This window comes from Brevundimonas sp. NPDC055311 (assembly GCF_053645695.1).
The window spans coordinates 267,161-281,750 of the sequence record NZ_JBSHMV010000003.1; the positions used below are offsets into that span (position 1 = coordinate 267,161).

Annotated in this window: 13 protein-coding genes, 1 tRNA gene and 1 pseudogene; 6 read left to right on the top strand and 9 right to left on the bottom strand. The window is 67.7% G+C overall.

Annotation, left to right across the window (positions count from 1 at the left end):
- Positions 1 to 6 precede the first annotated feature (6 nt).
- Entirely contained in the window at positions 7 to 645 is a 639-nt protein-coding gene (locus tag ACWIDZ_RS12425; protein ID WP_338575870.1) for an HAD-IB family hydrolase, read from the bottom strand.
- Between the two features lie 205 nt (positions 646 to 850).
- Here ACWIDZ_RS12425 and clpX point away from each other — a divergent pair, with 205 nt between their 5' ends.
- From clpX to ACWIDZ_RS12445, 4 genes are all read left to right on the top strand, one after another.
- Positions 851 to 2,119, top strand: a complete 1,269-nt coding sequence (clpX, locus tag ACWIDZ_RS12430) for an ATP-dependent Clp protease ATP-binding subunit ClpX (protein WP_291781745.1) — start codon at positions 851 to 853, stop codon at positions 2,117 to 2,119.
- Between the two features lie 274 nt (positions 2,120 to 2,393).
- Positions 2,394 to 4,793 (top strand): endopeptidase La, encoded by a 2,400-nt coding sequence (gene lon / locus ACWIDZ_RS12435; protein WP_453989346.1) that lies wholly within the window; start codon positions 2,394 to 2,396, stop codon positions 4,791 to 4,793.
- Between the two features lie 119 nt (positions 4,794 to 4,912).
- Positions 4,913 to 5,188, top strand: coding sequence for an HU family DNA-binding protein (locus tag ACWIDZ_RS12440; RefSeq protein ID WP_291781749.1), 276 nt, complete (start codon positions 4,913 to 4,915; stop codon positions 5,186 to 5,188).
- 47 nt (positions 5,189 to 5,235) lie between these two features.
- Positions 5,236 to 5,312 (top strand) — tRNA-Val (locus ACWIDZ_RS12445).
- A 22-nt stretch (positions 5,313 to 5,334) separates the two neighbouring features.
- Here the strand turns inward: ACWIDZ_RS12445 and ACWIDZ_RS12450 are convergent.
- From ACWIDZ_RS12450 to ACWIDZ_RS12485, 8 genes and pseudogenes are all read right to left on the bottom strand, one after another.
- Complete coding sequence (locus ACWIDZ_RS12450) at positions 5,335 to 6,345, bottom strand: DUF2891 domain-containing protein (RefSeq protein ID WP_453989347.1); 1,011 nt, start codon at positions 6,343 to 6,345, stop codon at positions 5,335 to 5,337.
- Positions 6,342 to 7,313 (bottom strand): DUF979 domain-containing protein, encoded by a 972-nt coding sequence (locus ACWIDZ_RS12455; protein WP_453989348.1) that lies wholly within the window; start codon positions 7,311 to 7,313, stop codon positions 6,342 to 6,344. Before ACWIDZ_RS12455 ends, ACWIDZ_RS12450 begins: the two co-directional genes overlap by 4 nt.
- Positions 7,310 to 8,044, bottom strand: a complete 735-nt coding sequence (locus tag ACWIDZ_RS12460; RefSeq protein WP_453989349.1) for a DUF969 domain-containing protein — start codon at positions 8,042 to 8,044, stop codon at positions 7,310 to 7,312. The genes ACWIDZ_RS12455 and ACWIDZ_RS12460 overlap by 4 nt, the downstream gene beginning before the upstream one ends.
- Before the next feature lie 56 nt (positions 8,045 to 8,100).
- Positions 8,101 to 11,733, bottom strand: coding sequence for a hydantoinase B/oxoprolinase family protein (locus tag ACWIDZ_RS12465; protein WP_453989350.1), 3,633 nt, complete (start codon positions 11,731 to 11,733; stop codon positions 8,101 to 8,103).
- A 33-nt stretch (positions 11,734 to 11,766) separates the two neighbouring features.
- Complete coding sequence (locus ACWIDZ_RS12470; protein WP_453989351.1) at positions 11,767 to 12,216, bottom strand: hypothetical protein; 450 nt, start codon at positions 12,214 to 12,216, stop codon at positions 11,767 to 11,769.
- A gap of 15 nt (positions 12,217 to 12,231) precedes the next feature.
- Positions 12,232 to 12,588, bottom strand: coding sequence for a hypothetical protein (locus ACWIDZ_RS12475; protein WP_291781796.1), 357 nt, complete (start codon positions 12,586 to 12,588; stop codon positions 12,232 to 12,234).
- A gap of 93 nt (positions 12,589 to 12,681) precedes the next feature.
- A complete protein-coding gene (locus ACWIDZ_RS12480; RefSeq protein WP_291781798.1) occupies positions 12,682 to 12,966 on the bottom strand; it encodes a hypothetical protein in 285 nt (94 codons plus the stop codon).
- Between the two features lie 124 nt (positions 12,967 to 13,090).
- A pseudogene (locus ACWIDZ_RS12485) lies at positions 13,091 to 13,258 on the bottom strand (LuxR C-terminal-related transcriptional regulator); the annotation flags it as partial.
- Positions 13,259 to 13,383: 125 nt separating this feature from the next.
- Between ACWIDZ_RS12485 and ACWIDZ_RS12490 the strand changes: the two are divergent.
- On the top strand, positions 13,384 to 13,839 hold the full coding sequence (locus tag ACWIDZ_RS12490) for a nuclear transport factor 2 family protein (RefSeq protein WP_453989352.1): 456 nt from the start codon (positions 13,384 to 13,386) through the stop codon (positions 13,837 to 13,839).
- On the top strand, positions 13,839 to 14,570 hold the full coding sequence (recO, locus tag ACWIDZ_RS12495) for a DNA repair protein RecO (protein WP_453989353.1): 732 nt from the start codon (positions 13,839 to 13,841) through the stop codon (positions 14,568 to 14,570). Before ACWIDZ_RS12490 ends, recO begins: the two co-directional genes overlap by 1 nt.
- The last annotated feature ends 20 nt before the right edge of the window (positions 14,571 to 14,590 follow it).

Consider the following 14,590-nt stretch of genomic DNA (forward strand, 5'->3'; position numbering starts at 1 on the left):
GCGTGCTTACGGACGAGCGGTGAACACGCGATAGCCCTTCTCCTCGGCCGCCGCGATCATCTGGGCGTCGCCGGAGGTGTCGCCATAGGCGGCCGTCAGCACCATGTCGTCGCCATAGACGGCGCGCAGGCGGTGCATCTTCTCCTCGCCCCGGCAGTTGCCGCCGACGAAGGCGCCCAGCACCTGATCCTGGTCGTCGAAGGCCAGGCGGGTGCCGATCAGGTTCTCGGCGCCCAGCCTGCGGGCGAAGGGGGCGACGGTGGTTTCGGGCGAGGCGGTGACGATGACGCGATGGGCGCCGCGACGGCCCCAGTCCTCCCAGGTCGCCAGGGCGTCGGGACGCATGAAGCGCGGCCAGATGATCTGGGCGAAGCGTTCGGCCTCGGCCTCCAGCGCCGTGCGGTCGACGCCGGTCAGGAATTCGCGCACCGAGGCGACCTTGATCCGGCCGCGATCCTTGTCGCTCAGATAGGCGAAGACGGCCGGGATCAGGCGCGCCAGGCCCTGAAGCCAGCGCAGGGGGCCCGCCCGCCACTTCAGGAAGGTGGTGAAGCTGTCGCGAATCGTCAGGGTGCCGTCGAAATCGAAGGCGACGATGGCCTGGCCGGGGGCGGGGGACTGGTGAAAGGCTTTTTCGCTTCCCATGTCAGACATTAGCCGTGATCCCCATATTATCTGTCCTGTCCGTTCCCCGAAGCGCGTTGCAGCGCCGCAACGGGGTTGTGGCGGAACGTGTGATGGGTGATTGTCATTTTTTGAAGACCTTCGATGATAGATTCCCTGGATCGATCGTGAAGGAAGCGCCTTTCGTCCCAATGTCGGGGCGGATTGCGGATAGTGAGAAGGGTCTATGACCAAAGCCGCCGGCACAGACGCCAAAAGCACGCTCTACTGCTCGTTCTGCGGCAAGAGCCAGCACGAAGTCCGCAAGCTGATCGCCGGACCGACCGTCTTCATCTGCGATGAATGCGTCGAACTGTGCATGGACATCATCCGCGAAGAGCACAAGATCGCGTTCAAGACCTCCAAGGACGGCGTGCCTACGCCCAAGGAGATCCGCGACGTCCTCGACGATTATGTGATCGGCCAGGCCCACGCCAAGAAGGTGCTGAGCGTCGCCGTCCACAACCACTACAAGCGCCTGAACCACGCGACGAAGAACAACGACGTCGAACTGGCCAAGTCGAACATCATGCTGATCGGGCCGACCGGCTCGGGCAAGACGCTGCTGGCCCAGACGCTGGCGCGCATCATCGACGTGCCGTTCACCATGGCCGACGCCACCACCCTGACCGAAGCCGGTTATGTGGGCGAGGACGTCGAGAACATCATCCTGAAGCTGCTCCAGGCGTCGGACTACAACGTCGAGCGGGCCCAGCGCGGCATCGTCTACATCGACGAAATCGACAAGATCTCGCGCAAGTCGGACAACCCGTCGATCACCCGCGACGTGTCGGGCGAGGGCGTGCAGCAGGCCCTGCTGAAGATCATGGAAGGCACCGTCGCCTCCGTGCCGCCGCAGGGCGGCCGCAAGCATCCGCAGCAGGAGTTCCTGCAGGTCGACACCGCCAACATCCTGTTCATCGTCGGCGGCGCCTTCGCCGGCCTGGAGAAGGTGATCTCGGCGCGGGGCGAGGGGGCCTCGATCGGCTTCGGCGCCAAGGTCAAGGAGATCGACGAGCGTCGCACCGGCGAAATCCTCAAGCAGGTCGAGCCTGACGACCTGATGCGCTTCGGCCTGATCCCCGAGTTCATCGGCCGTCTGCCGGTTCTAGCGACGCTGGAGGATCTGGACGAGACGGCGCTGATCAAGATCCTGACCGAGCCGAAGAACGCTCTGGTCAAGCAGTACAAGCGCCTGTTCGAGATGGAGAACGTGACGCTGACCTTCACCGACGACGCTCTGTCGGCGGTGGCCAAGAAGGCGATCACCCGCAAGACGGGCGCGCGCGGCCTGCGCTCCATCCTGGAGGGCGTGCTGCTGGAGACCATGTTCGAACTGCCCACCTACGAGGGCGTCGAGGAAGTCGTGGTCAACGCCGAGGTGATCGAGGGCAAGGCCCAGCCGTTGCTGATCTATTCGGAAACCAAGAAGAAGACGGCCGACGGCGCCGCCTGACGCTGCGGTCCGATCCAAGAGACAAGGGGCGGCTCGCCACGGGCCGCCCCTTCATCGTTTCAGGGACTATTCAGGCGGTCGGCTGAAATCACACGCTTTTTCACGCTTCTGTGGGCCGCGCGCCCGCCACGCTTGAACCGCGTCCAGACAGAACCACATACTCACACGAAAGCCGCTGAAAACAGCGGGTCGAGTCGAGACGAGGCGGCAGTCGCGCCAAGTCGGATCGGATCGGCGGGCCGGAGATTCACGAAGGCCCCGGAAAGTACGCATCATGACCGAGAGCAAAATCCTCCCTGTCCTGCCGCTGAGAGACATCGTCGTCTTTCCGCACATGGTCGTGCCCCTGTTCGTCGGGCGCGAGAAGTCTGTGCGCGCCCTCGACGAGATCATGAAGGGCGAGAAGCAGATCCTGCTCGCCACCCAGAAGAACTCTGTCGACGACGATCCGGCGACGGACGCCATCTATCCGACCGGCGTGCTGGCGACGGTGCTGCAACTGCTGAAGCTGCCCGACGGCACCGTGAAGGTGCTGGTCGAGGGCAAGTCGCGCGCGCGCCTGACCCGCTTCACCGACCGTGAGGACTACTACGAAGCCGAAGCCGTCGAGATCGAGGACGAGGCCGGCGACCCGTCGCAGAGCGAAGCCCTGCTGCGCGCCGTGATCGAGCAGTTCGAAAACTATGTGAAGCTGAACAAGAAGGTCCCGCCCGAGGCCCTCAGCGCCATCCCCCAGATCACCGATCCGTCCAAGCTGGCGGACTCGGTCGCCGCCCATCTGTCGGTCAAGATCGCCGACAAGCAGGCCCTGCTCGAAACCGTCGTCATCCCGACGCGGCTGGAGAAGGTCTATGGCCTGATGGAAGGCGAGATCAGCGTCCTGCAGGTCGAGAAGAAGATCCGAAGCCGCGTGAAGCGGCAGATGGAGAAGACCCAGCGCGAATATTATCTGAACGAGCAGATGAAGGCGATCCAGAGAGAGCTGGGCGAGACCGACGACGCGCGTGACGAACTGCTGGAGCTGGAAAAGCGCATCAAGAAGACGCGCCTGTCCAAGGAGGCCCGCATCAAGGCCGAGGCGGAGCTGAAGAAGCTGCGCAACATGTCGCCGATGTCGGCGGAATCGACCGTGGTGCGCAACTATCTCGACTGGCTGCTGTCGATCCCGTGGTCCAAGACCCGGCCCAAGCCCATCGACCTGCAGAAGGCCGAGGACATCCTCGAAGAGGATCACTACGGCCTGGAGAAGGTCAAGGAACGGATCATCGAGTATCTGGCCGTTCAGGCGCGCACTGGCAGCCTGAAGGGGCCGATCCTGTGCCTGGTCGGTCCTCCGGGCGTCGGCAAGACCTCGCTGGCCCAGTCCATCGCCAAGGCGACGGGGCGTGAATACGTCCGCATGTCGCTGGGCGGCGTGCGCGACGAGGCCGAGATCCGGGGCCACCGCCGGACCTACATCGGCTCCATGCCCGGCAAGATCATCCAGTCGATGAAGAAGGCCAAGACCACCAACGCCTTCGTCCTGCTGGACGAGATCGACAAGCTGGGCGCCGACTGGCGCGGCGACCCGTCCTCGGCCCTGCTGGAGGTGCTGGACCCGGCCCAGAACTCGACCTTTGGCGACCACTATCTGGAGGTCGACTACGACCTGTCGCCGGTGATGTTCGTCACCACGGCCAACAGCCTGAACATGCCCCAGCCCCTGCTGGACCGCATGGAGATCATTCGCGTCTCGGGTTACACCGAGGACGAGAAGGTCGAGATCGCCAAGCGCCACGTCCTGCCCAAGCAACTCAAGGACCACGGCCTGAAGGACGGCGAACTGATCGTCCCCGATGAGACGATCCGCGACCTGATCCGCTACTACACGCGTGAAGCGGGTGTGCGTTCGCTGGAACGCGCCCTGGGCGGTCTGGCCCGCAAGGCGGTGCGCGAGATGGCCAAGACCAAGGCCGCCTCGATCACCGTGGATGCGGCCAAGCTGGCCGAATACGCGGGCGTGCGGAAATTCCGCTATGGCGAGACGGATGCGGAAGATCAGGTCGGCATCGTCACCGGCCTGGCCTGGACCGAGTTCGGCGGCGACATCCTGACCATCGAGGCCCTGAAGATGCCGGGCCGCGGCCGCATGACCGTGACCGGCAACCTGAAGGACGTCATGAAGGAGTCGATCTCGGCGGCGGCGTCCTACGTCCGCAGCCGCGCCCTCAGCATCGGCGTCAAGCCGCCGGTGTTCGAGAAGACCGACATCCACGTCCACGTTCCCGACGGCGCCACGCCCAAGGACGGCCCCTCGGCCGGCGTGGCCATGACGGTGGCCATGGTCTCGGTCCTGACCGGCATCCCGATCCGCAAGGACATCGCCATGACCGGCGAGATCACCCTGCGCGGCCGGGTGACGGCCATCGGCGGCCTGAAGGAGAAGCTGCTGGCGGCCCTGCGCTCGGGCGTGAAGACCGTCCTGATCCCGCAGGAGAACGAGAAGGACCTCGAGGAGGTGCCGGAAAACGTGAAGGCAGCCCTCGAGATCGTGCCGATCTCCACGGCTGACGAGGCGCTGAAGTGGGCCCTGACCGGCACGCCGACTCCCGTCGAATGGGACGAGGCGGCCGAGCCCATGACCCCGACGCCGCCGGCGCCGACGGCGGGCGAGGGGGCCAGCGTCAGCCACTGACGCCGGGTCTCTGATCCGATGAAGGAAGGCGGTTCGGGGCGACCCGGACCGCCTCTTTTTTGACCTGCGCGCCGACAGCCGTTTAAGTGCGCCCTTCGTTCGAGAGGGGAGCCGCAGACATGACCAAGACGGAACTGATCGGCCGCATGGCCGAGGCGGCGGGCATCAGCCGCGACCAGGCCAAGCTGGCCCTGGAAGCCTTCACCGATCAGGTGACCGGTTCGCTGGTTCAGGGGCGCGACGTGCGGCTGGTCGGCTTCGGCAGTTTCGTCGCCGTTGATCGCAAGGCGGGCGTGGCTCGCAACCCGCAGACCGGCCAGGAAATCGCCCGCCCCGCCTCGCGCACCGCGCGCTTTCGCCCCGGCGAGGGCTTGAAAAGCGCCTTGAACGGCTGACCGCCGCAGGGCATGAAGCCTGTCCCCGACATTGAGTCGGGTGATGTGGGCGGCTAGCTCAGCTGGTCAGAGCATCTCGTTTACACCGAGAGGGTCGGCGGTTCGAACCCGTCGCCGCCTACCATTCCCCTTTTCGTGGAAGCCTTTCAGTCCGCCAGCAGGGCCAATAGGGCGAAGCTCGCCAGCCAGTGCTCGCCCATGTAGTCGCCCGTGACATGGGGCAGGGCGGCGTCCAGGTGAACCGCCGTCGCTGCGGCTCCGATGGCGCGGCGCGGGTCTTCGGCGGGTAGCCCGGCGACGATCTCGCGCCAGCACCAGCCCCGGCTCAAATTCAGCCCGTCCAGATGGGCGATCTTGCCGTCGGTGCGGTCGCTGACGCGGGCGGGGTTCAGCAAGGTCGCGGGCTGGCCGTCGCCAAGGCGGGGCAGGAAGGCGTCGAACCAGGCGCGGAAGGCCTCAGGCGACAGGACGCGCCGCATCAGGGCGGCCTCCATCAGGGCGGGCGACAGGAACTCGTCCTGCGACGGCTCCCACGCCTGACAGTCGCGGTCCTCGCCGTGCCAGCGCAGGGCGGCGGCGCGGCACAGGGCGGCCAGGTCGGCGTCGTGGGCGTCCGCATAGTCCAGCGTCAGCCGCAGGGCGAAGGCGGTGTTGTAGTGGGTTCCGGTCCGCACCGGGTAGTCGGCCAGCGGCAGGAAGGCCCTGAAGCGCTCGGCGAAGACCTGGGCCAGCGGGCGCAGGGTCTTGGCCCAGCGGCGGGCTTCGTCCGTCTCGTGCCGCTCCAGCTCCGCCGCCAGCATCAGCAGCCAGGCCCAGCCGTAGGGGCGTTCGAAGCCGCGCGCTTCGGGCCGGGCCAGATAGGCGGCTTCTCCGGCGACGTTCTGCGGCGTGAACAGCTCGTCGGCCAGGGCGTGGATGGCGGGCGCTTCGGCCATGTCGGGGTGCAGGCGAAAGAGGGTGAACAGGGTCCACCAGCCATGCACGCAGGAGTGCCAGTCGAAGCTGCCGAAGAAGATCGGGTGCATGTCGCGCGGCGTGCGGGCGTCCTGAGGCCCGGTCAGCACATGCATGATGTGGTTGGGATACTCGCGCGTCACATGGCCCAGGGCCGTGGCGGCGAAGCGGGAGGCGAGCGCGGGGTCGAGGCTTTGCGTCATGATCCGAACCGGAAAGCGAGGAAATACATCAGCAGCATGTTGGCGAACAGCATGACGACCGCCGTTGGAAGCTGGGCGCGGATCACCCCGTTCAGGGGCGAGTTGCGGTCCGGCAGCTCCAGCAGATTGGCGGGCACCACGTTGAAGTTGGCGGCCATGGGCGTCATCAACGTTCCGCAGAATCCGGCCAGCATGCCGATGGCGCAGACGATGGCGGGATCGCCGCCGAACTGATGCACGACGATGGGCAGGCCGATGGCGGCGGTCATGACTGGGAAGGCGGCGAAGGCGTTGCCCATGATGATGGTGAACAGGGCCATCCCTGCGCAGTAGGCGAATACCGCCATGAAGGCCGAGGTCATGGGGATGACCCGCGCGATCAGGTCGCCGACCACCTGACCCACATCGGCGGCCAGGAACACCGCGCCCAGAGACGCCAGCATCTGCGGCAGCAGCGCCGCCCAGCCGATGGAGTCCATCAGGCGCCGGCCTTCCTGCACCGGGGCCATGACCGGCGGCCGGAACCAGGCCATGGCGGCGACCAGGGCGATGACGCAGCCCAGCCCCAGCGAGATCAGCGTGGTCTGCACCGGCGAGATCAGCCAGGCGCCGGCCGCCGTGTGCTTGGCCATCAGGGTGCCGCCGACGGCGACCAGCGGCACCATCAGGGCGGGCGCGAACAGGGCGTTCTTCCAGCGGGCGGCGCTGGCCTGGCGTTGCTCCGGCGTCGTGGTGGCGGGCTTGCCGACGCCCAGCTTGCCCGAGGCGCCGATGACGACCAGGGCGATGACCAGGAATCCGTTGCCCAGACCGCCCAGCCAGGAGCCGAACAGCATGGACAGGGCGATCAGCCCCCAGAACAGGGCGCTGCGGAAGCGCGTCGGATTGTGCGGATCGCGAAGGCTCAGGATGGAGAAGGCCGCGAACGTCAGCCCGGTCGCGACATAGGCGTGCTCCAGCGTGATCATCGGCCGCCCTCCGCGTCTGCGGATGCGCCGGGCGCGGCCATGTCCTTCTTCACCTGACGATCGAACATCAGCAGGCGCGCGCCGTGGACCAGGAAGGCGACGATGGCCGTGGGGATGGCCCACAGGGAGACGTGCAGAGCCTCGACCCGGATGCCGGCCTGCTCCAGAAAGCCGACGATCAGGACGATGGAGCCGATGGCGATGAAGATGTCCTCGCCGAAGAACAGGCCGATGTTGTCCGTGCCCGCCGCCATGCCGCGAATGCGGAAGCGCGCCTTGTCGGTCAGGGCGCCGTGGGCGCTCTCGGCCGCGCCTTCGGCCATCGGCGCGATCAGCGGGCGCACCATCTGGGGGTGGCCGCCGAGTGAGGTCAGGCCCAACGCCGAGGTCGCCTGACGCACCAGCAGATAGATCAGCATCAGCCGTCCGGCCGTGGCCGCCTTGACCTTGGTCACCAGATCGCGCGCCCGTTCCTGCAGGCCTGCGCGTTCCAGCAGGCCGATCACCGGCAGCACCAGCCAGGTGATGTGGAAATAGCGGTTGTCGTTAAAGGCCTGACCAAAGCGCGCAATGGTGTCGATCCCGGCCTGCAGGAGCGCGCGTGCGTCCACGCCCGGCCCGACCGCCGCCAGCACCCCGGTGGCGATGGCCGCGACCAGAATGACGATCAGCGGATTGATCCGGGCGACGAAGCCCGCGACCACGATCAGTATCCCTAGCAGCACCAGCATCGGATCACGCCCTCCCCAGACGGACTTCTAGCGAATGGTTACGCGGTTCGGGCGTCTCAGGAAGCGTCTTTCGCGCCGAAGCCGCCGCCGCCGGGCGTCTCGATGACGAAGACGTCGCCGGGGGCCATGGCGACCTCGGCCGTAGCGCCCAGCGGCTCGACCCGACCGTCGGCCCGCTCGACCCGATTGATCCCGACTGCGCCGGGTTCGCCGCCGTCCGCGCCGAAGGGCGGCACGCGGCGATGGTTGGACAGGATGGCCGCCGTCATCGGCTCCAGGAAACGCATCCGCCGCACGGCCCCGTCGCCGCCGCGATGCAGGCCCTCGCCGCCCGAGCCGCGCCGGATGGAGAATGCCTCCAGCAGCACGGGGAAGCGCGTCTCCAGCACCTCGGGGTCGGTCAGGCGGCTGTTGGTCATATGGGTCTGGACGGCGGCGGTTCCATCGAAGTCAGGCCCGGCGCCCGATCCCCCGGCGATGGTCTCGTAATACTGTCGCGTGTCGTCGCCGAAGGTGAAGTTGTTCATCGTCCCCTGGCTGGAGGCCAGAACGCCCAGCGCGCCGTAAAGCGCATCGACCACGGCCTGGCTGGTCTCGACGTTGCCCGCCACCACGGCGGCGGGATAGCGCGGGTTCAGCATCGAGCCTTCCGGCACGATCAGTTCGATCGGCTTCAGACAGCCCTCGTTCAGCGGAATGGCGTCGTCCACCAGGGTGCGGAAGACATAGAGGGTCGCCGCCCGCGCGATCGACAGCGGGGCGTTGAAGTTGGTCGGCAACTGGTCGCTGGTCCCGGTGAAGTCGACGACCGCGCTGCGGGCCTCGGCGTCTACGTCGATGCGGACGCGGATGACGGCGCCGTCGTCCATCTCATAGGCGAAGACGCCGGGCTTCAGGGCGGCGACGGCACGGCGAACGGCCTCTTCGGCGTTGTCCTGGACGTGGCCCATATAGGCGGTGACGACCTCGCGGCCGAACTCGCCGGTCATGCGGATCAGCTCCTGGGCGCCGCGCGTGCAGGCGGCGACCTGGGCCTTCAGGTCCGACAGGTTCTGATCGACATTGCGCGACGGCCAGGGACCGGAGGCGAACAGGACCCGCGTCTCGGCCTCGCAGAGCTTTCCGGCGTCGACCAGCAGGAAGTCGTCGATCAGTACGCCCTCGTCGTCCACGGCGCGCGAGTTGGCGGGCATGGAGCCGGGCGTGATCCCGCCGACATCGGCGTGGTGGCCGCGCGCCGCGACGAAGAAGGCCGGGGCGTCATCGCTGTCCAGAAACACCGGCATGATGACCGTGATGTCGGGCAGGTGGGTGCCGCCGTTGTAAGGCGCGTTCAGCATGTAGACGTCGCCCGCCTTCATGCCTCGACTGTCTCGCTGATCGCCGCGCGAGGCGATGACGGTGCGGATGCTTTCGCCCATCGAGCCCAGATGCACCGGGATGTGCGGGGCGTTGGCGATCAGCGACCCGCCCGCATCGAAGACGGCGCAGGAGAAGTCCAGACGCTCCTTGATGTTCACCGAATAGGCGGTGGCGCGCAGGGCTTCGCCCATCTGTTCGGCGCAGGCCATGAAGCGGCTGTTGAACACCTCCAGCATGATCGGATCGACGTCTGTGCCGATGGCGGTGCGGGCGGGCAGGGCGACGACGCGCTTCAGCAGCAGGTTGGACGCGGCATCGACCGAGGCGCGCCAACCGGGTTCGACGACGGTGGTGCCGGTGTCTTCCAGAAGGATGGCGGGGCCGTCGACATGGGCGCCGGGCTTCAGCGCCTCACGACGGTAGACGGGCGTCTGGCGATCCTCTCCCGCCATGCGGACGGCCAGGGCGGCGACCGGTTCGGGCGCCGAGGCCCCGCCATCAGGCGCCGGGGGCGCGTCCGGCGTCTGGTCCGAGCGGCCGACGGCTTCGACCTCCAGAGTCTCGACCACCAGGGCCTTGTCCTCGGCGAAGAAGCCGAAGCGGCGACGGTGCGTCTGCTCGAAGGCGGCGGCCATGTCGGCGGCCGGACCGAATGGCACGGTCAAGGGGGTGTCGGACCCGGCGAACTTGATCTCGGCGCGGGCGATGGTCGAGACGGCTGCTTCGTCGAAGTCCTGGGCCGTCAGATCGCCGCGCGCGGCTTTTGTCAGCGTTTCGACCTGCTCGGCCAGGGCGGCGTCGGCGTTGGGCGAGAGGGGCAGGGCCACGGTGGTCTGACGGATGGCCCGCACCTCGGCCAGGCCCATGCCGTAGGCCGACAGGACGCCCGCGAATGGGTGCAGCAGCACCTGGGTCATGCCCAGGGCGTCGGCCACCAGGCAGGCGTGCTGGCCCCCTGCGCCGCCGAAGCAGTTCAGCACATATTTGGTGACGTCATAGCCGCGCTGGATCGAGATGGAGCGGATCGCCTCGGCCATGTTCTGCACGGCGATGGTGACGAAGCCCTCGGCCAGTTCGCCGGGCGTGACGGGGCGGCCGGTCGCGGCCTCGACCTCGGCCGCCATGGCCTCGAACTTCGCGCGCACCGCCTCGGCGTCCAGCGGCTGGTCGGCGGTCGGGCCGAAGACGGCGGGGAAGAAGTCGGCGCTGAGCTTGCCCATCATGACGTTGCAGTCGGTCACCGTCAGCGGCCCGCCGCGCCGATAGGCCGCCGGTCCCGGCGAGGCGCCCGCCGATTCCGGACCGACTCGCAATCGCCCGCCGTCGAAGCGGCAGATCGAGCCGCCGCCCGCCGCCACGGTGTGGATGCTCAGCATCGGCGCCCGCAGGCGCACCCCGGCCACCACGGCGTCGGAGGTCCGCTCATAGTCCCCGGCGAAATGGGACACGTCGGTCGAGGTGCCGCCCATGTCGAAGCCGATGACGCGGTCGAAGCCGGCGGCCCTGGCCGTCTCGGCCATCGCCACCACGCCGCCTCCGGGCCCCGACAGGATGGCGTCCTTGCCCCGGAAGGCGTCGGCCGCCGTCAGCCCGCCTGAGGACTGCATGAACTGCAGCGGCGTCGCCGCGCCCAGATCGGCGCCGACCCGCTCCACATAGGCGCGCAGGATCGGCGACAGATAGGCGTCCGCCACCGTGGTGTCGCCGCGTCCGATCAGCTTGATCAGCGCCCCGACCTCATGGCTGACCGAGATCTGGCTGAAGCCGACCTCGCGCGCGATCTCGGCCAGGCGTCGCTCGTGATCGATGAAGCGCCAGCCGTGGACCAGGACGATGGCCACGGCGCGGAAGCCCGCCGCATGGGCCGCTTTCAGATCCGCCCGCGCCTTCGCTTCATCCAGAGGACGATCGACGGCGCCGTCGGCGGTCAGGCGCTCGTCGATCTCGACCACGCGGTCGTAAAGCTGATCGTTCAGGCGGATGTGGCGCGCGAAAAGGTCGGGCCGGGCCTGCCAGCCGATCCGCAGGGCGTCGCCGAAACCGGCGGTGATCGCCAGCACGGTCGGCTCGCCCTTGCGCTCGAGCAGGGCGTTGGTGGCGACGGTGGTGCCCATGCGCACCTCGTCGACCAGACCCGCCGCCAGCGGGCCGGGCGCGGCGCCCAGCATCCGCCGGACGCCCTCGACGGCGGCGTCGGCGTACTGCTCGGGATTGACCGACAGCAGCTTGCCGGTCCTGAGCGCGCCGTCGGGCGCGCGGGCGACGATGTCGGTGAAGGTGCCGCCGCGATCGATCCAGAAACGCCAATTCGCATTCATCTTGCTCATGGGTCTGGTTTACGGCCCGGAAGCGGGATCGCGCTAGTCGGCTTGCGTTTTTCCGTGGCCTGCAGGATGCGGCGCCCGCGCTTTGCGCCGGTACAGCAGGCAGGAGACGAACAGCGTCGCGATCAGTCCGATGTTCCAGACGTAGTAGGCCGAGACATAGGCCCATTGCTCCAGCCTGATGTCGGTGATGAAGACATAGTGGGTGGCGAGCACCAGGAACTGGAAGGCCGCGGCAATCGGCATCCACCAGGTTCCGCTTCGCGCAGAGCCGTAAAGCAGGAGCAGGAAGACCAGGCCGTCGGCCGACACGGCCGCCCACGGGGGCGTGCGGTAGTCAAACGGAACGATCTGGGAAATCAGCCAGGCGACCCCCAGGGCGATGGAGAGGACGCGTTGCCATGGCCCGCCGCGCCACAGGGCGAGGAGCGCGGTCAGAACCAGAAAGACGAGGGTGAAGAGGTAGATGGGTGACATGGCCGCCATGTCACCCTCATCGATTCAGGCCGCCCGATCAACCAGGGCCAGACGAGTTTCGCGCGGCACCGGGTCGTCCGCCTTGTCCAGACCGCCCAGACGTATGCTGCGGAAACGCGTCTGGCCTTTCACCTCGGCGAGCGCGCCGTGAAGTTCGACCATGGCCTTCTGGGCCTCGACCTGGGCCGCCATGGCGCGCGCCAGGGCGTCGAAGGCCGGCTGGCCGACGGTGGTCGAGAGGCCGGCGGCGCGACGCCCGCGCGTCAGGGCCTGGGCCAGTTGGCCCAATCGGTCGATGGACTGGTCCTGCCCCTGTTCGGCGCGGCACAGGGCGCGTTGGATTCTCGTGGCGATGAGCGTCGCCTCTTCGCTTCTTTTCATATCACTCGTTCCGTATTGAACGGGCGCCGGGTCAACCCCCATACCGCAGGTGCTGCAGCACGAAGGCGAACCTCTGAGCGCCGGCTGCAGCTGTCAGGATCCAGGCCGCTGCGGCGGCGACGCCGAAGACGACCAGAAGGCTTCCGAGGCGCCCGCTTCCTGCTCCGAGGGACAGAAGTTGGAGTCCAGCATCGCTGCGGCGATGTAGGCCAGCTCCGTCATCACGGCCGTCGGCGTAAGGAACGCCGCTTGTTTGCGGGTCCCCTCGATCAGATGACGGACCATCCGCTTCTTCGTTTCGGTCGGAGCCAGTTGGTGAAACACGGCTTCCAACTCGCGCCATTTCAGCGGCGGCATCATGTCTTCGGGATCGGTCATCGGGCGCCCTTTCAGCGACCCGATCCAGCGCAAAATCGACCGTCTCGAACATTGGCGCCGATCCGTCTTGGGAAGCGTTCCCAATGCGCGACCGGCTTTCCGAAGCCAGCGCCAGGGCGGCGGCCACGCGGCTGTCGACCTGCAGCTTTCTCACGGCGTTTTCGCAGTGGCGGTCGACCGTTCCGGGCTTGATGCCGAGCTGGCGTGCGATCTGCTTGGAATTGAAGTGGGCATGGACGAGCTGCAGGCATTGCCGTTCCCGCTCCGTCAGCCGCTCCACCAGACTCGTCACTGGTCAGATTCCTTAACCCAACACGCGATGTTACCTTTCGCCCAGTCGGAGGGCAGGGGCAAGGGCTGGCCTGACTCCGGACGGATGCGCTTCCCCCAGCGTTGGAACAGGACTAGAACATCTCCATGATCGCCGCCGCTCTGATGATGCTCCAGCTATCCGCCGCTCCGGCCGAGACCGCCTCGGTCGAACGCACCCTGGACGCCATGCACGCCGCCGCCTCGGTCGCGGACGGCGAGGCCTATTTCGCGACCTTTACCCCGGACGCCCGCTTCATCGGCACCGATGCGGGCGAGCGGTGGAGCCTGCCGGAGTTCCGCGCCTACGCCACGCCATACTTCTCGCAAGGCAAGGGCTGGACCTATCGGCCGACGGCGCGGACCGTGACCGTCGCCCCGATCGACTGCCGCTGCATCGCCTGGTTCGACGAGGTGCTGGACAATGACGCCTATGGAACGACGCGCGGCTCGGGCGTGCTGCGCCTGACCGACGACGGCTGGAAGATCGAGCAATACGTCCTCAGCTTCGTCGTGCCGAATGACAAGGCGCGCGCTGTCGTTGACGCCATCAAGGCCGACTGATGGAGGTTCAGGACGACGCCTTCGTGCTGTCGGCGCGGGCGCATGGCGATACGGGGGCGGTGGTCGATCTGTTGACCGAGCATCACGGCCGTCGCGCCGCCTATGTCGCGGGCGGGGCGTCGCGCCGGATGCGGCCTTTCCTTCAGCCCGGTGCGCGGGTCGTGGCCGATCTGCGGTCGCGGACGTCGGATCAGCTGGGATCGGCGCGGCTGGAGCCGGTGGGCGAAGGCCCAGCCGCCCTGTTCGACGACCCGCTGGCCCTGACCGGACTGAGCGCCGCCGCTGCGGTGGCGCAGGGCGCCCTGCCGGAGCGCGAGCCGCACCCCGGCGCCTTCTACGCCTTCGAAGCGCTGATGGGCGCGTTCGCCGTGCCTGATGTCTGGCCCGCCATCTTCGTGCGGTTCGAGGCGGGACTGCTGGAGGATCTGGGTTTCGGTCTCGACCTGTCGCGCTGCGCCTCAACAGGGTCGATGGATGATCTGGTCTGGGTCAGCCCCCGCACCGGCCGCGCCGTCAGTCGCGAGGCGGGCGCCCCCTATGCCGATAAGCTGCTGGCCCTGCCGCCCTTCATGCTGGGCGCGCAGGCAGGCCTGGGGGAGGGCGACGTGAAGGCGGGGCTGGAGCTGACCGGGCATTTCCTTGAGCAGTTCGTCTTCCACGCCCTGAACCGGCCCCTGCCGCCCGCGCGCGTCTGGATGATCGACAAGCTGGGCGAGGCGGGGCGGCTGTAGTTCCGGGGAGACGGGATTTG

Excerpts from the sequence above, each read along its gene's own strand:
- ACWIDZ_RS12425 (WP_338575870.1), bottom strand. The coding sequence starts at position 645 with ATGGGAAGCGAAAAAGCCTTTCACCAGTCCCCCGCCCCCGGCCAGGCC.
- clpX (WP_291781745.1), top strand. The coding sequence starts at position 851 with ATGACCAAAGCCGCCGGCACAGACGCCAAAAGCACGCTCTACTGCTCG.
- lon (WP_453989346.1), top strand. The coding sequence starts at position 2,394 with ATGACCGAGAGCAAAATCCTCCCTGTCCTGCCGCTGAGAGACATCGTC.
- ACWIDZ_RS12440 (WP_291781749.1), top strand. The coding sequence starts at position 4,913 with ATGACCAAGACGGAACTGATCGGCCGCATGGCCGAGGCGGCGGGCATC.
- ACWIDZ_RS12450 (WP_453989347.1), bottom strand. The coding sequence starts at position 6,345 with ATGACGCAAAGCCTCGACCCCGCGCTCGCCTCCCGCTTCGCCGCCACG.
- ACWIDZ_RS12455 (WP_453989348.1), bottom strand. The coding sequence starts at position 7,313 with ATGATCACGCTGGAGCACGCCTATGTCGCGACCGGGCTGACGTTCGCG.
- ACWIDZ_RS12460 (WP_453989349.1), bottom strand. The coding sequence starts at position 8,044 with ATGCTGGTGCTGCTAGGGATACTGATCGTGGTCGCGGGCTTCGTCGCC.
- ACWIDZ_RS12465 (WP_453989350.1), bottom strand. The coding sequence starts at position 11,733 with ATGAGCAAGATGAATGCGAATTGGCGTTTCTGGATCGATCGCGGCGGC.
- ACWIDZ_RS12470 (WP_453989351.1), bottom strand. The coding sequence starts at position 12,216 with ATGGCGGCCATGTCACCCATCTACCTCTTCACCCTCGTCTTTCTGGTT.
- ACWIDZ_RS12475 (WP_291781796.1), bottom strand. The coding sequence starts at position 12,588 with ATGAAAAGAAGCGAAGAGGCGACGCTCATCGCCACGAGAATCCAACGC.
- ACWIDZ_RS12480 (WP_291781798.1), bottom strand. The coding sequence starts at position 12,966 with ATGACCGATCCCGAAGACATGATGCCGCCGCTGAAATGGCGCGAGTTG.
- ACWIDZ_RS12490 (WP_453989352.1), top strand. The coding sequence starts at position 13,384 with ATGATCGCCGCCGCTCTGATGATGCTCCAGCTATCCGCCGCTCCGGCC.
- recO (WP_453989353.1), top strand. The coding sequence starts at position 13,839 with ATGGAGGTTCAGGACGACGCCTTCGTGCTGTCGGCGCGGGCGCATGGC.